The organism is Caulobacter flavus (assembly GCF_003722335.1).
Classification (GTDB): Bacteria; Pseudomonadota; Alphaproteobacteria; order Caulobacterales; family Caulobacteraceae; genus Caulobacter; species Caulobacter flavus.
Genome location: NZ_CP026100.1, coordinates 2,280,361 through 2,298,271 on the forward strand (window position 1 = coordinate 2,280,361; position 17,911 = coordinate 2,298,271).

18 protein-coding genes and 1 pseudogene are annotated in these 17,911 nt (G+C 69.7%); 9 read left to right on the forward strand and 10 right to left on the reverse strand.

Features of this window, described 5'->3' with window-relative positions; translation table 11 throughout:
- The first annotated feature begins 9 nt into the window (after positions 1–9).
- Entirely contained in the window at positions 10–1,539 is a 1,530-nt protein-coding gene (locus C1707_RS10595) for a tryptophan halogenase family protein (RefSeq protein WP_101715079.1), read from the forward strand.
- A gap of 35 nt (positions 1,540–1,574) precedes the next feature.
- On the opposite strand, the gene C1707_RS10600 is transcribed toward C1707_RS10595, so the two are convergent.
- The 6 genes from C1707_RS10600 to groES all read right to left on the reverse strand — a co-directional run bounded on the left by C1707_RS10600 (position 1,575) and on the right by groES (position 6,337).
- Entirely contained in the window at positions 1,575–2,258 is a 684-nt protein-coding gene (locus tag C1707_RS10600; protein WP_101715080.1) for a Fe2+-dependent dioxygenase, read from the reverse strand.
- A 153-nt stretch (positions 2,259–2,411) separates the two neighbouring features.
- The gene (locus C1707_RS10605; RefSeq protein WP_101715081.1) at positions 2,412–2,723 is read right to left on the reverse strand and encodes a hypothetical protein; all 312 of its coding nucleotides are present in this window, start codon (positions 2,721–2,723) and stop codon (positions 2,412–2,414) included.
- A gap of 31 nt (positions 2,724–2,754) precedes the next feature.
- Positions 2,755–3,588, reverse strand: a complete 834-nt coding sequence (locus C1707_RS10610; protein ID WP_101715082.1) for a TonB family protein — start codon at positions 3,586–3,588, stop codon at positions 2,755–2,757.
- Positions 3,589–3,732: 144 nt separating this feature from the next.
- A complete protein-coding gene (locus C1707_RS10615; protein WP_101715083.1) occupies positions 3,733–3,933 on the reverse strand; it encodes a DUF1508 domain-containing protein in 201 nt (66 codons plus the stop codon).
- A 406-nt stretch (positions 3,934–4,339) separates the two neighbouring features.
- Positions 4,340–5,983, reverse strand: a complete 1,644-nt coding sequence (gene groL / locus C1707_RS10620) for a chaperonin GroEL (protein WP_101715084.1) — start codon at positions 5,981–5,983, stop codon at positions 4,340–4,342.
- 63 nt (positions 5,984–6,046) lie between these two features.
- Positions 6,047–6,337, reverse strand: a complete 291-nt coding sequence (groES, locus tag C1707_RS10625) for a co-chaperone GroES (protein ID WP_004618615.1) — start codon at positions 6,335–6,337, stop codon at positions 6,047–6,049.
- Positions 6,338–6,526: 189 nt separating this feature from the next.
- Here groES and C1707_RS10630 point away from each other — a divergent pair, with 189 nt between their 5' ends.
- The 3 genes from C1707_RS10630 (at position 6,527) to C1707_RS10640 (ending at position 8,204) form a co-directional block, all read left to right on the forward strand.
- A complete protein-coding gene (locus C1707_RS10630) occupies positions 6,527–6,946 on the forward strand; it encodes a VOC family protein (protein WP_101715085.1) in 420 nt (139 codons plus the stop codon).
- Entirely contained in the window at positions 6,947–7,381 is a 435-nt protein-coding gene (locus tag C1707_RS10635) for a DUF4345 family protein (RefSeq protein WP_101715086.1), read from the forward strand.
- Between the two features lie 70 nt (positions 7,382–7,451).
- Entirely contained in the window at positions 7,452–8,204 is a 753-nt protein-coding gene (locus C1707_RS10640; protein ID WP_145998478.1) for a TlpA disulfide reductase family protein, read from the forward strand.
- Here the strand turns inward: C1707_RS10640 and C1707_RS10645 are convergent.
- Positions 8,172–8,699 (reverse strand): methylated-DNA--[protein]-cysteine S-methyltransferase, encoded by a 528-nt coding sequence (locus C1707_RS10645; protein WP_101715088.1) that lies wholly within the window; start codon positions 8,697–8,699, stop codon positions 8,172–8,174. The two genes, C1707_RS10640 and C1707_RS10645, sit on opposite strands and share 33 nt — an antisense overlap.
- A 301-nt stretch (positions 8,700–9,000) precedes the next feature.
- Here C1707_RS10645 and C1707_RS10650 point away from each other — a divergent pair, with 301 nt between their 5' ends.
- Together C1707_RS10650 and C1707_RS10655 are read left to right on the forward strand one after the other, a co-directional pair.
- Positions 9,001–10,023 (forward strand): hypothetical protein, encoded by a 1,023-nt coding sequence (locus tag C1707_RS10650; RefSeq protein ID WP_101715137.1) that lies wholly within the window; start codon positions 9,001–9,003, stop codon positions 10,021–10,023.
- Positions 10,024–10,101: 78 nt separating this feature from the next.
- On the forward strand, positions 10,102–11,181 hold the full coding sequence (locus C1707_RS10655) for a S1C family serine protease (protein ID WP_101715089.1): 1,080 nt from the start codon (positions 10,102–10,104) through the stop codon (positions 11,179–11,181).
- Here C1707_RS10655 and C1707_RS10660 read toward each other — a convergent pair.
- Together C1707_RS10660 and C1707_RS10665 are read right to left on the reverse strand one after the other, a co-directional pair.
- Positions 11,178–12,137, reverse strand: coding sequence for a TraB/GumN family protein (locus tag C1707_RS10660; protein ID WP_101715090.1), 960 nt, complete (start codon positions 12,135–12,137; stop codon positions 11,178–11,180). The genes C1707_RS10655 and C1707_RS10660 overlap by 4 nt on opposite strands.
- Positions 12,138–12,164: 27 nt before the next feature.
- Complete coding sequence (locus C1707_RS10665) at positions 12,165–13,163, reverse strand: TraB/GumN family protein (RefSeq protein ID WP_338032106.1); 999 nt, start codon at positions 13,161–13,163, stop codon at positions 12,165–12,167.
- A gap of 145 nt (positions 13,164–13,308) precedes the next feature.
- Between C1707_RS10665 and mutL the strand changes: the two are divergent.
- The 3 genes and pseudogenes from mutL (at position 13,309) to C1707_RS10680 (ending at position 16,678) form a co-directional block, all read left to right on the forward strand.
- Positions 13,309–15,275, forward strand: a pseudogene (mutL, locus tag C1707_RS10670) (DNA mismatch repair endonuclease MutL).
- Positions 15,276–15,348: 73 nt separating this feature from the next.
- The gene (locus tag C1707_RS10675) at positions 15,349–16,197 is read left to right on the forward strand and encodes a DUF4261 domain-containing protein (RefSeq protein ID WP_101715092.1); all 849 of its coding nucleotides are present in this window, start codon (positions 15,349–15,351) and stop codon (positions 16,195–16,197) included.
- Between the two features lie 79 nt (positions 16,198–16,276).
- Positions 16,277–16,678, forward strand: a complete 402-nt coding sequence (locus C1707_RS10680; protein WP_101715093.1) for a VOC family protein — start codon at positions 16,277–16,279, stop codon at positions 16,676–16,678.
- A gap of 13 nt (positions 16,679–16,691) precedes the next feature.
- Here the strand turns inward: C1707_RS10680 and C1707_RS10685 are convergent, their stop codons facing one another.
- The gene (locus C1707_RS10685; protein WP_101715094.1) at positions 16,692–17,909 is read right to left on the reverse strand and encodes a hypothetical protein; all 1,218 of its coding nucleotides are present in this window, start codon (positions 17,907–17,909) and stop codon (positions 16,692–16,694) included.
- Positions 17,910–17,911 lie beyond the last annotated feature (2 nt).

The following is a 17,911-nucleotide window of genomic DNA, read 5'->3' on the forward strand; positions in this document are numbered from 1 at the left end:
AGAGGCCCGATGGCCAACAATCTGCGGAAGATCGTGATCGTGGGCGGCGGTTCGGCCGGCTGGATCACCGCGGCGATGCTCAGCCACTATCTCAAGGACAGCCCCTGCGAGATCGAGCTGATCGAGAGCGAGCAGATCGGCATCATCGGCGTGGGCGAAAGCACCATCCCGCCGTTCCTGCAGCTGATCCGCAGCCTGGGGATCAGCGAGAAGGAGTTCATGCAGGAGACGCAAGCCGCCTTCAAGCTGGCCATCCGGTTCGAGAACTGGCGCCAGAAAGGCGAGGTCTACTACCATCCGTTCGGCCTGATCGGCGGCCTGGTGGACGTGCACGAGTTCTACCAGGTCTGGCTGCGCGGCAAGGCCGAGGGGCACCCGTCCAGCCTGCAGGACTTCGCGCCCGCCTCGGTAATGGCCGACCGCTGGAAGTTCATGTCGCCGGCCATGGCCCCGCGCACCATGCTGGCCAACGCCAACTACGCCGTGCACATCGACGCGGCCCTGCTGGCCAAGTTCCTGCGCAAGTTCGCGGAAGCCAGAGGCGTCAAGCGCACCGAGGGCATCGTCAAGGACGTGGCCACCCGCCCCGACGGCTTCATCGAGAAGGTGATCCTGCAGGACGGCCGCGAGGCTTCGGGCGACCTCTTCATCGACTGCTCGGGCTTCCGCTCGCTGCTGAACGGCAAGACCCTGGGCACCGAGTTCCTCGATTGGTCGGACGTGCTGCTCAACGACCGGGCCATCGCGGTGCAGACCGCCAACATCCAGGACCCGCATCCCTACACCCTGGCCCAGGCCCAGGATTTCGGCTGGCGCTGGCGCATCCCGCTGCAGCACCGGGCCGGTAACGGCTACGTCTACTGCAGCCAGTACTGCAGCGACGACGAGGCCCTGGCCACGCTGATGAGCCAGGTCGAGGGCGAGGCGGTGCGCGACCCCTGGCTGGTGCCGTTCAAGACCGGCATGCGCAAGCAGCTGTTCAACAAGAACTGCGTGGCCATCGGTCTGGCGGGCGGCTTCATCGAGCCCCTGGAGTCGACGGCCCTGCACCTGATCTATCGCGGCGTGGACTACCTGCTGCGGTTCTTCCCCGACCGGGACTGCGACGCGACCCTGGCGGCCGAGTACAACAGGCGCATGCAGATCGACTACGAGGAGATCCGCGACTTCATCGTGCTGCACTACTTCACGACCAAGCGCGACGACACGCCGTTCTGGCGCGCCTACCAGCAGGTGACGCCGCCCGAGAGCCTGCGCGAGCGGATCGAGCTGTTCAAGTCGAGCGGCGTGCTGCGCGACGGCGTCGACGACATGTTCCGCGCGCCCAGCTGGCAGTCGGTGATGGAGGGCATGGGCATCCGGCCCAAGCGCTACCAGCAGCTGGTCGACACCCTGCCCGCGGGCGTCGTGAAGGGCCTGCTGGACAAGTCGGCGCCGATGCTCAGCGAGCTGGTCGACACCCTGCCCAGCCACGGCGACTTCCTGCGACAGCATTGCCCGGCGCCGATGCCCGAGGCGCTGCTGAAGCGGGCGGGCTAGCGGCCAAAGGAACCTCCCCCAGAGGGGGAGGATCTTTACACCTCGGCCCACATCCGCAGGAGGTTGTGGTAAGTGCCGGTCAGCGCCAGCACCGACGGGTCGGCCTGGCCGACTTGGCCGGCCAGGCGCTGGATCGAGACGTCCATGTCGAGCATCAGGGCGCGCTTGGCGTCGTCGCGCACCAGGCTCTGGATCCAGAAGAAGCTGGCGGTGCGGGTCCCGCGCGTGACCGGGGTCACGTGGTGCAGGCTCGATGCCGGATAGAGGATCAGCGAGCCCGCCGGCAGCTTGACCAGATGGCTGCCATAGGTGTCGTCGACCACCAGCTCGCCGCCGTCGTAGTCGTCGGGGTCGCTGAGGAACAGGGTGGCCGACAGGTCGGTGCGGATCTGGGCGCCGGTTGCGGGATTGCGACGGATCGAGTTGTCGACGTGGTCGCCGAAGCCCATGCCCTCGCCGTAGCGGTTGAACAGCGGCGGCAGGATGGTGTGGGGCAGGGCGGCTGACACGAACAGCGGATTGGCCTGCAGCGCCTGGACGATGATCGCCCCCACCTCGCGGGCGGCGGGGCCGTCCTGCGGCAGCTGCTGGTTGTTCTTGGCCATGGCCGCCTGGAAGCCCGAGGTGGCGTTGCCGTCGACCCACGGCGCGGCGTCGATGACCGCCCGGCAGTGGGCGACTTCGTCCGGGCTCAGCACGTCTGGGATCTGCAGCATCATGGCGAAGGGCCTTCGATCGTCTCGTGCTCAGGCTTTAGGGCCTGAGGCCGCGCGCGGCAATGCGAACGCCTCGCAGATATTTGCGTAAGGGGGTCTGCGAACCTCCCCCTCCGGCCCTTCGGGCCACCTCCCCAGAGGGGAAGGATCTCGCGGCTAGAACAGCCAGCGCCTCGGGTACTTGTCGCCCAGAGCCCGGGCCTCGCCGGTCTTCAGGCCCAGCTCGCGCATGCGGTAGGCGAGGATCTGGCGCATGGCGTCGACCGGCTCGCGGCCGTCGACCGGGCTGGAGGCGATCGTCCCGGCCTGCTGGGCCAGGTCGGTGGCGGCCCATTCGGCCAGGGCCCGGTCGGCCTTGCCGACGGCGAAGTAGTGCGGGACGGGCGTGCGCTCGCCAGGGACCTCGACCATCACGGCGATCACCCAGCCCTGGGGGATCATGTCGGCGTCGGGGCGTTGGCGGAACATCAGCGGGATGTAGCCGCACCGGCTCCAGGGTTCAATCTCGGCCGGCGGCGGGCGTCGTTTCATCCGGGCAGATGCCGGTGATCACGCAGAACTGGGCGTCGAGCAGCTTGCGGACGGCCAGGTTGGCGGACTGGAGCTCGTTGTCGGCCTGATAGTAGAGGGCGCCCTGGGTCCGGACGAGCGACTTGCCGACCGGTCCCTCGTAGAAGGCGACCGCGGCTTCCAGGTCCGCCAGGGACATCTCGCGGGCCAGGATCACGCCGGCGGCCTCCACCATGACCTGGCGAGCCTTCGGACGCGTGGCCCTGATCATCTCGTAGACGGCGCGTCGCTGTTCGGCCGGGATCGGTTTGCTGCCGCCCAGCCTGTTGCCATAGGCGACCATCTGGGCCTCGGCGCTGTCGCCGAAGCCCATGGCGACCGCCAGCCGGCGGCCGAGCAGCTGGGCGGTCAGTTCGGGCATGGCGCCGGCCGCCTTGGGCGCGGAGGGCGGGGAGAAGTTGATCGGGATCGTCACCCGCGTCGGGACCGGCTTGCCGCAGCGGAGTTCGGGCGTGAACGCCATCAGGGGCGACAGGCTGAGCGCGGCGGCGCCGAATTCCTGGCCGGCCGGCGTTTCGGAGACGACCAGACAATCGTTCGCCTTGCCGTCGACATCGACGGCGCAGTTGAGCATCGCCTGGCCGCCCTGGCGCGTGGCGGCGGCCTGGGGCGGATAGGCCCACCTGATGTCGTCGGGCGACAGCGGCGTCTTCCAGTTGGCGCGGACGCGCGGAATGGACGGATCGCCGCCGGCCGGGCAGTCGGTCTCCACTTCGGCGGTCGCCGCCGCGGCGAGGGCCATCACCGCGATCAGAAAGCTCATTCAATCGTCCCCCGACTTCACGCGCCGTTGCTAGTGGAGCTTGCCGTTCCGGGCAACCTGGGTGCGAGCGGTCTGGCGCTGGTCGGAGGGCAAAGAAAAAGGGCGGAGCCTCGCGGCTCCGCCCTTCGTTCGGTTGGAGTGATCTTAGGCGGCCTTCGAGTCGAAGAAGACGGGGCTCCATTGCGAAGCCTGCATGATCTCGATCGAGCGGGTGCAGTCGGCGCGGTTGATGTAGCTCTCGCTGGCGACGCTGATCGCCCTGCCGTTGCTCGCGTAGTAGGTCCAGCGCCACTGGCCTTGAGCGTCTTTGTACTGCCAATAGCAGGGATAGGTTACGGCGGTCATGTTTTGCCTTTCTGGGCAAAGGGGTGACGCCGAGCTTGACAAGCCAGTCTGCCGGAAAGAGTCTGCCGGCTGTGAACGACTAGTTATCTGGCCCGGCAATGGGTCAGGTACGCTCACTAAGAGGTCGTCGGGTTGCCGCCCGACGGCCTCATTTATTTCCGCGCTGATTCTAATGGTCGCACAATAGGCCCTACGGCTCGCCAGGCGATCCGAGGGCTAAAATCAGTTTAATATTTTCGATTTATCCACAAGGGTTGCACGAGTTCTGTGGATGTTTCGTGTCTAACTGATTCTAGCATCGACTCCTACATCCGTGTTTCGCGTGAAACGCCGACTGCGCAAAGAAAAAGGGCGGAGCCTCGCGGCTCCGCCCTTCTCTGTGTTCAGCCTAGGCTGACAGGACTTCTTAGAAGTCCATGTCGCCCATGCCGCCCGGCATGCCGCCGCCGGCCGGAGCAGCGCCGCCCTTCTTGGGGGCTTCGACGATCGCGGCTTCCGTGGTGATCAGCAGGCCGGCCACCGAGGCGGCGTTCTGCAGAGCCGTGCGGACGACCTTGGCCGGGTCGATGACGCCGTCGGTCACCAGGTCGACATACTGCTCGCTCTGGGCGTTGAAGCCGAACGTGCTGCTGTCGTTTTCCAGGATCTTGCCGACCACGATCGAGCCTTCGACGCCGGCGTTCTCGGCGATCTGACGGATCGGAGCCTGCAGGGCGCGACGGACGATGGCGATGCCGGCCGTCTGGTCGTCGTTGTCGCCGGTGACGCCGGCCAGGGCCTTGGAGGCCTTCAGCAGGGCGGTGCCGCCGCCCGGAACGATGCCTTCGTCGGCGGCCGCGCGGGTCGCGTTGAGGGCGTCGTCGACGCGGTCCTTCTTTTCCTTCACTTCGACTTCGGTCGAGCCGCCGACGCGGATGACCGCGACGCCGCCGGCCAGCTTGGCCAGGCGCTCTTGCAGCTTTTCCTTGTCGTAGTCCGACGTGGTGTCTTCGATCTGGCGCTTGATCTGAGCGATGCGGGCTTCGATCGCGTCCTTCTCACCGACGCCGTCCACGATGGTGGTGTCGTCCTTGGTGATCTGGATCTTCTTGGCGCGGCCGAGCATGTCGAGCGACACGTTCTCGAGCTTGATGCCCAGGTCTTCCGACACGACTTGAGCGCCGGTCAGGATGGCGATGTCTTCCAGCATGGCCTTGCGGCGGTCGCCGAAGCCCGGAGCCTTGACGGCGGCGACGCGCAGGCCGCCACGCAGCTTGTTGACGACCAGCGTGGCCAGGGCCTCGCCTTCGACGTCTTCGGCGATGATCACCAGCGGGCGGCCCGACTGGACGACGGCTTCCAGCACCGGCAGCAGCGGCTGCAGCGACGACAGCTTCTTTTCGAACAGCAGGATGAGCGGCTCTTCGAGCTGAACTTCCATCTTGTCGGCATTGGTGATGAAGTACGGCGACAGGTAGCCGCGGTCGAACTGCATGCCTTCGACGACGTCGAGTTCGGTCTCGGCGGTCTTGGCTTCTTCGACGGTGATGACGCCTTCGTTGCCGACCTTGTCCATGGCCTTGGCGATCATCTCGCCGACTTCCTTGTCGCCGTTGGCCGAGATGGTGCCGACCTGGGCGATTTCACCGTTGGTGGTGACCTTCTTCGACGAAGCCTTGATGTCTTCGACGGCGATGGCCACGGCCTTGTCGATGCCGCGCTTCAGGTCCATCGGGTTCATGCCGGCGGCGACCGACTTGAGGCCTTCCTGGACGATGGCCTGGGCCAGGACGGTGGCGGTGGTGGTGCCGTCGCCGGCCTTGTCGTTGGTCTTGCTCGCCACTTCGCGGATCATCTGGGCGCCGAGGTTCTCGAACTTGTCGGCCAGTTCGATTTCCTTGGCGACCGAGACGCCGTCCTTGGTGGTGCGCGGAGCGCCGAACGACTTTTCGATGACCACGTTGCGGCCCTTCGGACCGAGGGTCACCTTCACGGCGTTGGCGAGAACGTTGACGCCGCGCAGCATCTTGTCGCGCGCGTCGGAGGAGAAGTAGACGTCTTTAGCGGCCATGTCGGGCGCCTTTCTAATCTTGGAATTTCAGGAGTGAAGAAAGCGGTCGGGAGGGGAAGCCGATTAGGCTTCGACCACGCCCAGGACGTCGCTTTCCTTCATGATCAGGAGGTCCTGGCCGTCGACCTTCACTTCGGTGCCCGACCACTTGCCGAACAGGATGCGATCGCCGGCCTTGACGTCGAGAGCGACGATGTCGCCCTTGTCGTTGCGGGCGCCCGGGCCCACGGCGACGACTTCGCCTTCCTGGGGCTTTTCCTTGGCGGTGTCGGGGATGATGATCCCGCCCTTGGTCTTGGTTTCTTCTTCGACGCGCTTCACGAGGACGCGGTCGCCCAGGGGACGAAACTTCATGTGTCTTCTCCGTCGGAACGGTTTCTGTAAAAGGCTTTCGTAGGCCGAGGGAGCGTCGCTGTTAGCAGTCGCTCCCATCGAGTGCCAACGCCGGTCACGAGTTAGGCGCCGCTCCCTGGCGAGTCAAGGACGGCGGCCGCGAAGTTTTTGCGATCCCGGTTAATTGGCAAGGTGAACGGAGGCGTTGCGATGATCGACCATATAGGGCTTGGCGTTCGTGATCTCCAGGCGGCCAGGGCGTTTTACGACGCCGCGTTCGCCCCGCTGGGGATCGCCGTGGTGATGAGCGTCAGCGCCGAGCAGACCGGCGGGACCGCCCATCTCGGCTATGGGCCGACGGCGGATCGCCGCGACATTCAGGCCGGCAAGCCCAGTTTCTGGATATCGGAGAGCGGCGCGCCGACCGGCCCGATGCACGTGGCGTTCCTGGCGCGTGATCGCGCCCAGGTCGACGCCTTCCACGCCGCGGCCATGGCGGCCGGCGGCGCCGACAACGGAGCGCCTGGCGTGCGGCCTCATTATCACCCTAACTATTATGCCGCCTTCGTGCTGGACCCCGACGGCCGCAACGTCGAGGCCGTCTGCCACGCCCCCGCCCAGGAGCCCTGAATGTCGAGCTACGCCCTGTCGCTGGTCCTGGCCGTCATCGCCTGCGTCATCGGCGGGGTGCTGGGGGGGCTGGTGCTGGCGCGGCCGGACTCGATGCTGGGTCTGGCGGGCCTGAAGAGCGAGCAGGACGGCGGGGTCAACGCCGTCACCGAGGGGCGGGCGTTCGGCGGCCTGCTGATCGCCTCGCACGGCGCGGCGGCCCTGTTCCTGGGCTGGCAGTCCAGCGCCGGGGCGGCCATGGCCCTGGTGCTGGCGATCGCCTGGTTCGGCGCGGCCTTCGGGCGGCTGGTCTCGATGCTGCTGCAGAAGGCCGGCGGCCGCTTCAACTACGGCAGCGTGCTGCTCGACATCCTGATGGGGATCACCCTGGCCCTGCCGTTCTTCAATGAGGGCAGCCTGCCGCTGCACCGCATCGGCGGCAGCATGCTGGTCTGAAGCTTCGCCGCAAAAGCGCCGCCGTTCCACTTGAGATTGCGTTCCTGGGTTTCCAGAAACGGAGAGCGGGATGTCGACGTGGACCAGGCGCGGGGCGATGGCCGGCGCGGCGGCGCTTATGGGCGCGGGCGCGGCCGGAGCGCAGACGAGGGTCCCGGTGCTGGGCGAACCGGCCAAGGCGCTCGACACGCCGGCCCTGCGCGGCAACCGCATGGCCAGGGCGTTCCGCGAGCCGCCGGCGGGACTGGCGGTTCCGGCGGTGCGGGTCGAGCGTCGCGAGGGCGTCGCGCCGCTGAAGCTGCAGCCGGGGCTGACCCTGGTGTCGCTGTGGGCGCCCTGGTGCGCGCCGTGCCTGCACGAGCTGGGCGACCTGGCCAAGCTGCAGGAGAAGTTCGGCGGTCCGCGCTTTCGCATCCTGCCGATCCTGACCGCGCCGCGCGAGCCGATCACGGCCGCCGAGGCGGGCTACCTGCTCAAGAAGCACAACGCGGGCGTCTTCGCCCCGGTGATCGATCGCGGGGCCGACTCCAAGGGGCTGTTCCAGGCGCTGAGCGTGCGTGAGACGCCGAACGGACCGGCCCGCCCGGGCCTGCCGTGCAACCTGCTTGTGGCCGCCGACGGAACCGTGCTGGCTCGCCAGTTCGGCGCGCCGATGGCCGGGATGGTCAACGGCACGGGCGAGGGCGGCAAGGTCACGGCCGCGGACGTCGCCAAGGTCGGCACGCTGTGGGCCACGTTCGACGGCGAGGCGCTGATGAGCGCCCTGTCGAAGGGCGAGATCGCCGGCGGCTCAGGCGCGCGGTCGCGCCCCCTCGTGAGCTAGCAGCCAGGCCTTGCGCGCGATCCCGCCGCCGTAGCCGGTGAGGGCGCCGTCCGCCCCGACCAGGCGGTGGCAGGGCACGACGATGCTGAGCGGGTTGGCGCCGTTGGCCGCGCCGACGGCGCGCACCGCCGCGGGCCGGTCGATGCGCGCGGCCAGGGCCGCGTAGGTCAGGGTGGTTCCTGGCGCGACGTCGCTCAGGGCGCGCCACACCGCCCGCTGGAAGGCGGTGCCGCCGGTGGTCCATGGAACGGTCGCCAGCGCGGCTAGCTCTCCGTCGAAATAGGCCGCCAGGGCCGACCGGGTCGCCGCGGGCGCGGCGCCCGGCTCCAGCGCGACCGGACCGTAGTGCAGCTTCAGCAGCCGCAGCATCCGCGCCTCGTGGTCATGATAGTCGACCGCCCGCAGCCGGCCGTCCGCGTCGCTGGCCAGCAGCAGGTCGCCGATCGGGCTGGGCGCGCGGTCGAGCGTCAGGCGGGCAGGGGCGAGAGTCGGCATGGCGACACTATGCGTCGGACGACTTTCGCTGTCCGCCCGTTTCTTGCGGGGTGACGGTCATTGTCGAGTTCGCCCTGGTCGGCCCGACATATGTGTCTTCATGAGAGTTGTATTGTCGACATATAGTTCGGAAGATTTGTCGTATCTCTGACTTAATCGAGCTTAGCCGTTCTAGGTGCGACATTTCGCGCATGAAAACTAGCCGAATACATGCCGGTTAACGCGCGATTCGCCATGGCGATTATGATCTCGGCAACCGCGTTCGTCGCCCAATACGCCCGCAGTCGGGAGGCCTATGGGCATGGCGTGGAACAAGCATTGGATGGTGGCGGGCGCGGCGGTAGCCGTTCTGGCCATGGGCGGGCTGGCGAGCGCTCGCCAGGAACGTAAAGCGCCGGGCGTCAGCCTGGCCCAGGAGGTCGTGGCCGCGGCCAGCGCCTTCGAAACCTATACGCGGGGCGCGGGCTCGATCTCGCCGGCCGTGTTCACCAACGGCGAGGGCGTGGCCCGGGCCCTGGTCGCGGGCTCGGCCTACAAGGCCGATCAGCTGGAGACCGGCATGATCGCCTACGGCGCCATCGCGGCGCTGCAGGAGCCGGCCTTCCTCGAGGGCGTGCGCGAGGCCGCTCGCCAGACCTCGCGCGAGGCGCTGGTCGAGCGCCTGCTGGCCTCGCCCGAGAGCGTGGTCGAGATCGAGGGCGTCGGCCTGGCCGCCGCGCGGGCCCAGATGGCCCTGCAGGGCCGGGGCGCGCCGCTGGCGGTCGCCGGCAAGGCGGTCAAGCAGTCGGCCTACGATATCCAGCGCGAGACCTGGTCGAAGGGCGCGGTGGCCGACAACGCCGGGCGCCTGGCGCGGGTCAAGCAGCTGTCCTCGACGGTGTTCGCGCCGGGCCAGGAAGACGCCGGGCGCCTGATCCAGGCGGCCACCGGCGCCGGCGGCGGCTTCGCCGAGGGCGGCCGGGTGTTCACACCGGTGACGGTGCGGTCGGCGGCCCTGGCGGCCCTGGCCGTGCTGGACGCGGCGGGCGACGCCGACACGGCCCGCCTGGCCCCGGTGCTGAGCGAGAAGAAGGCCAGCTTCTGCATGAAGATCGCCAAGCTGAACCTCTACCAGTGCCTGGCCGTCGCCGGTCCGCACTACGAGGACGTCTTCTGCCTGGGTCAGCACGCGATGATCGACACCGCCCAGTGCGTCAACGAGGCGGCGGGCGGCAGCCTGTCGTCGCCGGCGGCCGCGCCGCCCTCGCCGCCGCCGCGGCCGCAGGGCTTCGTGATCCCGGTGGCCAGCGTGGCCCCATCGGCCATAGCGCAGGCGCCGCGCTGAGCCGGGCTTGATCGGCGGGCGCCGTCGTCGTTAACCTTCGCCCCGGCGGTTGCCGCCAGCAGCCGTCGGGGGCGGGGGATGAAGGCGCGCAAGTACGAGCTGTTCGCGAGGGCCCGGCGCCCGCGTCCGTCACGGGCGCGCGAGATCCTGGCCTGGCCCGCCGAGGTCCAGTTCGTGTTCGACGCCGGTACGCCGCCGCCCGCGCCGCCGCGCATCGACGACGGCGACCTGCTGGACGCCTATTCCAACGCCGTGGTCCGCGCCGTCGAGACGGTCGGGCCCAGCGTGCTGCGCATCCACCCCATGCTGGACGACGCCAACGTGCAGGGCGTGGGGTCGGGCTTCGTGGTGGCCGAGGGCGGCGTCGTCCTGACCAACAGCCACGTGGTGCGGGGCGCGCGCCGGTTCGTCGTCGTCACCGCCGAAGGGCGCAGCCTGACGGCCCGCTGTATCGGCGACGATCCCGACACCGACCTGGCCCTGCTGAAGATCGACCAGCCGGCCGACCTGCCCGTCGCGCGGCTGGGAAACTCCAAGGCCCTGCGGCGCGGGCAGCTGGTCATCGCCATCGGCGCGCCCCTGGGCTTCGAGGCCACCGTCACCACCGGCGTGGTTTCGGCCCTAGGCCGCTCGCTGCGCGGCGAGCGCGGGCGGCTGATCGAGGACCTGATCCAGACCGACGCGGCCCTCAATCCCGGCAACAGCGGCGGGCCGCTGGTCGCCTCGAACGCCGAGGTGGTGGGCGTGGCCACGGCGGTGATCGCCGGCTATCCGGGCCTGTGCTTCGCCGTGGCGGCCAACACCGCCCGGTTCGTGATCGGCGAGCTGCTGGCGCACGGTCAGGTGCGGCGGGCCTCGATCGGCGTCGTCGCCCAGCAGGCCCCCGTGCCGCCCTTGCTGGCGCGTTCCACGGGCCTGGCCCAAGCCTATGCGGTGTTCGTCGCCCAGGCTGATCCCGGCGGTCCCGCCGCGAGGGCCGGGGTGCGGGCTGGCGACCTGCTGACCGCCGCCGGCGAGCGGCCCCTGACCGGCCTCGACGACCTGCTGCGCGCCCTCGACCATGCCTGCATCGACGTGCCCACGCCCTTCACGCTGATCCGCGAAGGGCGGCTGATGACGGCGACGATCACGCCGCGCCTGAGGCGCAAGGGCGGCTAGTTGGCGCTGTCGGGCGTGGTCACCTTGAATCCGCGCGCCTTCAGTTGCTCAAGCACCCCGCCTTCCGCGACCAGGCTGCGCAGGGGGAAGGCGGCGACGGCCTTGCCGGGTTTCTTCATCGCTTCGGCCACCGCGTCGGCCTGGACGGCGGTCATGCGGCGCAGGGCTTCGGCGATGCCGGGCATGGCCATGTTGCAACGGTCGGCCTCGCGCGGCTTGAGCAGGGCGTTGCGGACGTCGCCGTCGGCCCACGCGCGGGCCGCGCGACGCGCCGGCCCGGGGCCGGCCTCGACCTCGGCGACGACCCCTTCCAGGCAGGCCAGCCCTCCAGCTTCGGTCTGGTCGCGGACCAGGGTCTTGAGCATCGGCATGGCCTTGATGCTGGCGGCGGGACGGGCCTTGACCTTGTGCTTGCGCGCCAGGCGCTCGATGGTCTTCTCCGGTTCGGCGCCGACCATGCCGCTCTTGCGGCTGGCGCCGATGGCCAGAAACACGCCCGCGCCCAGCGGCTTCCATTCACGCCATTCGCCCGCCTTCAGCCCCGCCGACGTCCAGGCCCTGTCGAGGCGCGGCGCCAGCTCTGGGGCGATCTGGTCGAGCGGCCTGTCGGCCTTCATCTTCTTGCGCAGCTTCAGAAGGGCGGGGATGTCGGTCAGGCCGGCATGGGCCTGGGCCGGCAGGATCACGGTGAAGGCGCCGTCCAGCCGCCGTTCCAGAACCGAGGTGTCCCAGCCCATGCCCTTGGGCAGGCTGTCGGCCATGCCCAGCACGTAGATCGTGGTGTCGCCGTCGCTGACCTTCCACCAGGCTGGGCCGGGCAGCTTGGCGTTGACCACCAGTTCCTCGACGACGTTGGCCTCGGGATCGTCGATGGGCGGCGCGGCCGTCTGGGCGCGGGCGGAGGCGGCGGCCGTCAGGGCCGTCAGCGCGGCCATGGCCGCGAGGCGTTTACGCATGTCGATGTTCCCCTGGTCGACGCTGGATCATTCGTCGGGCGTCGAAACCTTCAGCCCCTTGGCCCGCAGCTGGTCGAGGACGCCGTCCCTGGCCAGAAGCGAACGCAGTTCGATGACGGCAACCGCCTTTCCGGGCTTTTTCAGAGCGGCTTCGATCGCCCTGATCGCGTCGTCGCGACCGTCGCGAAGCTCGCGCGCGATGGAGGGCGTGGAGTTCAGGCAGCGCTGAAATCCGCGATCGGTCGCCACCACGTCGCGCACCTGGCCGTCGGCCCAGCGCCGGGCGGTTTCCTTGATGCCGCCCTCGCCGTTTTCGGCCTGGCGCAGGCCCGCGTCGAGGCACAGCAGCTGCAAGGGCTGGGGCGCGGTCGCCAGGGCCTTGATGGCGCCGGCCAGGCTGTAGTTCGGCAGGTTCTGGATGCGGGGGCGTCGGGCCAGATCGCTGCTTCTGGCGATCTGGCGGATGCGGTCGGTCACCCCGCCGACGCTGATCGAGACGTTGCCGTCCTGGCTGTTGGCGACCAGGAAGCCGGCGAAGGCGGGCTTGGTTTTGTCCATCGCGCCAGGCTGGCGCTTCATGATCGTCAGCCGCGCCTCCAGCCGTTCGCGCAGGTCCGGCGGCAGGGTCTGGCGCATGGGCTGTTCGGAGACGAACATCTTGCGGCCGCCGGCGGCCAGGGCGATCAGGCGCACGACGCTGATGTCGGCTTCCTGGCCCATGATCAGCACGTTGGCGCCGTCGAGGCGGCGGCGCAGCACGGACTCGTCGGCCTTGGTGTCGCTGGGGACCATGGCGGGCACGCCCAGCACGTAGACGGTGGTGTCGGCGTCGCTGACCTTCCACCAGGCCGGACCGGGCAGGCGGGCGTTGACCACCAGTTCCTCGACCAAGTTCTCGTTGGGATCGACCCGTTGCAGGGTGATGGGACCGGAGGCGTCGACCGCCTGCTGGGCGAGGGCGGTTCCGGTGCAGAGGGCGAGAACGGCGCCCGCGACGGCGGGGGCGGCGACTAGGCGGCGGATCACTATCTGTCGTCCTCGGCTTGTTCGGAATCGTTCTAGAATGGCGGTTCGTCGCAAGCTGAACCGTTCTCAACCGGGGCGGTCAAATTAAGTCGCCGCAATGCAGGGCTCGCCTGCGCTGTCCGGCTGCGCTGAAAGTCCGATTTCGATGCCGATCCGCCGCCTGCCGCCCGAGACCGTCAACCGCATCGCCGCCGGCGAGGTGGTCGAGCGGCCGGCGAGCGCCATCAAGGAGCTGGTCGACAACGCCATCGACGCCGGCGCGACCCGCATCGAGGTCGAGGCCCACGGCGGCGGCCTGACCCGGATCATGGTCGCCGACGACGGCTGCGGCATGAGCGCCGAGGAACTGCCGGTGGCCATCGAGCGCCACGCCACCTCCAAGCTGGCGCCCGACGACGAGGGCCTGTGGGACCTGCTGCGCATCCACACCATGGGCTTCCGGGGCGAGGCCTTGCCGTCGATCGGCTCGGTGGCGCGGCTGTCGATCAGCTCGCGGGCCAAGGGCCAGCGCGAGGCCTGGTCGATCCTGGTCGAGGGCGGTCGCGTCGACGACGTCGCTCCCGCCGCCTTCGCCGGCGACAACGGCACCCGCATCGAGGTGCGCGACCTGTTCTACGCCACGCCTGCGCGCCTGAAGTTCATGAAGTCCGAACGGGCCGAGGCCCAGGCGATCACCGAGGAGCTGAAGCGCCAGGCCATGGCCCACGAGGCGGTGGGTTTCTCGCTCGACATCGACGGCCGCCGCATCCTGCGCCTGCCGCCCGAGCATCCGGGGCCGCAGGGCCGCCTGGCGCGCCTGGCCGCGGTGCTCGGCCGCGACTTCCAGGACAATGCCCTGGAAATCGACCAGATTCGCGACGGCGTGCGGCTGTCGGGCTTCGCCGGCCTGCCGACCTACAACCGCGGCAACGCCGCCCACCAGTACCTGTTCGTCAACGACCGGCCGGTGCGCGACCGGCTGCTGCAGGGCGCCCTGCGCGCGGCCTATGCCGACTTCCTGGCCCGTGACCGCCACCCCAGCGCGGCGCTCTACGTCACGCTGGATCCGACGGAGGTCGACATCAACGTCCACCCCGCCAAGGCCGAGGTGCGCTTCCGCGACCCGTCGCTGGTGCGCGGCCTGATCGTCGGCGCCCTGCGCCACGCCCTGGCCGGCGCCGGCCACCGGGCCTCGACCACCACGGCCGCCCAGGCGCTGGACAGCATCCGACCGCAGAGCGTGTTCCCGGGCTATCAGCCCAATTCCTACCAAGGGGGCCGTCGCCGGCCGGGTTCTCGGCCTGGCGCGAGGGCGGCTGGACGCCGCCGACCCAGCGTCCGATGGACCTGCCCGGCCTGTCGGACGTCTCGGCCCGCCACGAGGCGCGACCGGAGGAAGCCTACCAGACGCTCGGCGGCGGTTTCGGGGGCGGCGGTTTCGGCGGCGGCGTCGCCGAGGCCGTGCGCGAGGCGGCCTATGGCGGCTACGACGCACCGCCCAACGTGGCCTATCCTGGCCCGGACGCGCCGGCCCAGCCGTTCGATCCTATCGACTTCCCGCTGGGCGCGGCCCGGGCCCAGGTGCACGAGACCTACATCGTCTCGCAGACCCGCGACGGCGTGGTCATCGTCGACCAGCACGCCGCCCACGAGCGCCTGGTCTATGAGCGGATGAAGCACGAGATGGAGGCCGGCGGCGTCGCCCGCCAGACCCTGCTGCTGCCCGAGGTGGTCGAGCTGGACCCGGCCGAGGCCGAGCGGGTGGTGGCCCGCGCCGAGGAGCTGGCGGCCCTGGGCCTGGTGCTGGAAAGCTTCGGTCCCGGCGCGGTGCTGGTGCGCGAGACGCCGGCCCTGCTGGGCAAGGCCGACGCGGCGGGCCTGGTGCGCGACATCGCCGACGACCTGGCCGAGAACGGCCAGGCCCTGGCGCTCAAGGAACGGCTGGAAGAGGTCTGCTCGACCATGGCCTGCCACGGCAGCGTCCGCGCCGGCCGGCGCCTGGCCGCCGCCGAGATGAACGCCCTGCTGCGCGAGATGGAGGCCACGCCCCATTCGGGCCAGTGCAACCACGGCCGCCCCACCTATGTGGAGCTGAAGCTGTCGGACATCGAGAAGCTGTTCGGGCGACGCTAGGCGCAGCTTGACCGGGCGACGGCGCGGCTTCTATTCCCGGGGTTGAGGTTTCTCAGCGTCCGGAGTCGCTTGAATGATCGCCCTGCTCGTCGACGGCCCGCTGACGTTCCGGCCCAATCAGCTGGTTGAACTACTCAACAGCCTCGACGAAGCCCACAGATGGACCCACACCCGGCCCGATCTCGACGGCGACGACGCCGCGATCACCGACGACACGCTGGGCCTGATCTGCGAGGGGCCTCACGGCGGCATCATGACCGTCATGGACCTGGGCCAGCCGCTCGACGCGGGACTGGTCGAGGAGGCGCGCGTCCGCTCCTGGTGGTACGGCGAGGCCGATCGCGCGGCCGGCCATCGGAAGCACTGGGTGATCGCCGGCGGCCGCGCCGAGGGCTGGGAGGCGGCGGTTCTCCGCGCCAAGGTCTCCACGCTGGTCGCGGCCATGCTGATCCGGGACAATCCGTCGATCGTCGCGGTCTGGAACGGCGTCAACGGCACGCTGTTCACGCCGGATTCGGTGGTGCAGGACCTGGGGTTCGTCGCCCGCGGCCAGGTGCCGGTGATGTTCTGGATCTTCAACGCCCTGCACGACCTGACCGACGGGAACGTGTCGATGAGCACCGGCGGGTTGGCCCCATTCCTCGGTTACGAGTTGGAGTTCTGGAACGCCCCGCGCAGCAAGGAAGTGGTCGTCGAGCAACTTAACGGCGTGCTGAACTACCTGCTGGCCATGGGGCCGATCATCCAGTCGGGCCAGACCATCGGCATGTCCGGCGGCGCGGAGACGCTGCGCTGCGACTTCGGACCCAGCCGGACCGAGCGCAACGCGCCGACCACGGCCCTGCAGCTGACCTTCGTGGACGGCCCGGCCGCGGCCAAGCCCAAGCCGTCGTTCCTGGGCAAGCTGTTCGGACGGGCCTGACGGGGTCGTCCTCCCGCGCCAAGCAGAGCCGAACCGGCCCTTCGCCGGAGCGTTTCTCGCCCAGCACAGGAGACGTTCCATGCAGCTTCATCGCGGCCGAATGATCGACCATATCCAATTGCGGGCCAGGGACCTGGGCGCGACCAAGCGCTTCTACAGGGCGGTGCTGGAGGTGATCGGGGTCGATTACGACGACCAGCCCGACCACCTGTCGGCTGACGAACTGTGGATCGACGCGGGCGAGCCGGCGACGCACATCCACCTGGCCTTCCAGGCCAAGGACCGGGCGATGGTCGAGCGCTTCCACGAGGCCGGCCTGGCCGCCGGCGGCCGCGACAACGGCGGACCGGGCGAGCGGGACTATCACCCCGGCTACTACGCCGCCTTCCTGGTCGATCCCGACGGCAACAATATCGAGGCGGTGTTCCACGGCCCGCACGAGCGTTCGGCCGACAGCGTGGTGCTGACCTGGGACGCCTAGGCGCGCCCCTGGCCTAGGCCGCGTCGGCCGCCGTCCACCCATAGAGCGGCAGCTGGCCCTTGGCGTAGGGGCTGACGTTGACCGGGGTCTCCAGCAGGTCGGTGACCAGGGGGCCGCTGACGAACGGCGCGCCCTGCTCGAGGGCGGCCATCAGTTCGCGGGGGCTGCGCAGGTCGCTGACGCCCTGCCAGACCTGGCGACGGCGATAGGCGGGTGCGTCCTTCAGGAACCGGCCGATGGCGGCGACGCGGCTGGCCTCCGCGTCGCCCTCCGGCGTGAAGGTGACGCTGGCGGCCAGGCCCGGCGCCAGGTCGTCGACCTTGAAGGCCGGATCGCCGATGCGCAGGTCCACGCGGCTGAAATAGGGATCGAGGAACGCCTTCATCTGGCCCAGGGCCACGAACGAGGGCGCGCGCGGCACGCCGTAGACGCCCGCCGCCAGTCGGCCGCGCAGGTCGCGGGGCAGGGTGCGCAGGCAGGCCTCCAGCTCGGCGCGCGGCGAGGGCTTCAGCGCCGACGAGAAGGCGATCGGCAGGTAGGTGATCCCGGAATTGGGGCCGATGGCGGCGATCGCCGCCTTCAGGATCGCCAGGTCGTGCTGCTGGCGCTGGCCGTCGACATAGATCTCGTAGGGGCGGCCGGCGGCGCCGGCCTCGCGCCAGACGCCCACGTTGCCGACGAACAGCTCGCGACCGACGTGATAGACGCCGCGCCAGGCCACACGGGGCGGCGGCGGTCGCGGGCACAGCCGCGCCAGGGCCTCCATGGTCGGCACGCCGGTGATCGGGCCGCCGTACGGCATGACCGAGCGGACGTCGCGCGGGGTGATGCGGCACACCCGGCCCGCCAGCGAGGCGTCCTCCTCGCCGGCCAGCAGCAGGGTCAGCTGGCGGGGCGGCAGGCCGGCGAAGCGCATGACCTCGTGCTGGTCGCCCTCGAACATCAGCATGACGATCTCGCCGTCGTCGTCGTCGCCGAACAGCTTGTGCTGCAGCGCCCTGGCCAGGGCCTGCAACTCGCGGGCGTCCAGGCGCGTGGCGCGCGGGTCGGCCAGCACGAACGAGAACGGCGCGACCAGGCCATGGCGGCGCGGGGCCAGCCAGGCGACCTTCAGATAGTCGCCGGCGACCTTGGCGATCAGGGCTGCGTTACGCTCGGTCTCGACGGGGTCTTCGCCGACGAAGACTTTCAGGCAGGCGATGGCGGTCATGTCGCCCAGGTTGCGCGACATTG

Excerpts from the sequence above, each read along its gene's own strand:
- C1707_RS10675 (WP_101715092.1), top strand. The coding sequence starts at position 15,349 with ATGATCGCCCTGCTCGTCGACGGCCCGCTGACGTTCCGGCCCAATCAG.
- C1707_RS10610 (WP_101715082.1), bottom strand. The coding sequence starts at position 3,588 with ATGAGCTTTCTGATCGCGGTGATGGCCCTCGCCGCGGCGGCGACCGCC.
- C1707_RS10605 (WP_101715081.1), bottom strand. The coding sequence starts at position 2,723 with ATGTTCCGCCAACGCCCCGACGCCGACATGATCCCCCAGGGCTGGGTG.
- C1707_RS10650 (WP_101715137.1), top strand. The coding sequence starts at position 9,001 with ATGGCGTGGAACAAGCATTGGATGGTGGCGGGCGCGGCGGTAGCCGTT.
- C1707_RS10635 (WP_101715086.1), top strand. The coding sequence starts at position 6,947 with ATGTCGAGCTACGCCCTGTCGCTGGTCCTGGCCGTCATCGCCTGCGTC.
- groES (WP_004618615.1), bottom strand. The coding sequence starts at position 6,337 with ATGAAGTTTCGTCCCCTGGGCGACCGCGTCCTCGTGAAGCGCGTCGAA.
- C1707_RS10660 (WP_101715090.1), bottom strand. The coding sequence starts at position 12,137 with ATGCGTAAACGCCTCGCGGCCATGGCCGCGCTGACGGCCCTGACGGCC.
- groL (WP_101715084.1), bottom strand. The coding sequence starts at position 5,983 with ATGGCCGCTAAAGACGTCTACTTCTCCTCCGACGCGCGCGACAAGATG.
- C1707_RS10615 (WP_101715083.1), bottom strand. The coding sequence starts at position 3,933 with ATGACCGCCGTAACCTATCCCTGCTATTGGCAGTACAAAGACGCTCAA.
- C1707_RS10630 (WP_101715085.1), top strand. The coding sequence starts at position 6,527 with ATGATCGACCATATAGGGCTTGGCGTTCGTGATCTCCAGGCGGCCAGG.
- C1707_RS10685 (WP_101715094.1), bottom strand. The coding sequence starts at position 17,909 with ATGTCGCGCAACCTGGGCGACATGACCGCCATCGCCTGCCTGAAAGTC.
- C1707_RS10655 (WP_101715089.1), top strand. The coding sequence starts at position 10,102 with ATGAAGGCGCGCAAGTACGAGCTGTTCGCGAGGGCCCGGCGCCCGCGT.
- C1707_RS10645 (WP_101715088.1), bottom strand. The coding sequence starts at position 8,699 with ATGCCGACTCTCGCCCCTGCCCGCCTGACGCTCGACCGCGCGCCCAGC.
- C1707_RS10640 (WP_145998478.1), top strand. The coding sequence starts at position 7,452 with ATGTCGACGTGGACCAGGCGCGGGGCGATGGCCGGCGCGGCGGCGCTT.
- C1707_RS10680 (WP_101715093.1), top strand. The coding sequence starts at position 16,277 with ATGCAGCTTCATCGCGGCCGAATGATCGACCATATCCAATTGCGGGCC.
- C1707_RS10595 (WP_101715079.1), top strand. The coding sequence starts at position 10 with ATGGCCAACAATCTGCGGAAGATCGTGATCGTGGGCGGCGGTTCGGCC.
- C1707_RS10600 (WP_101715080.1), bottom strand. The coding sequence starts at position 2,258 with ATGATGCTGCAGATCCCAGACGTGCTGAGCCCGGACGAAGTCGCCCAC.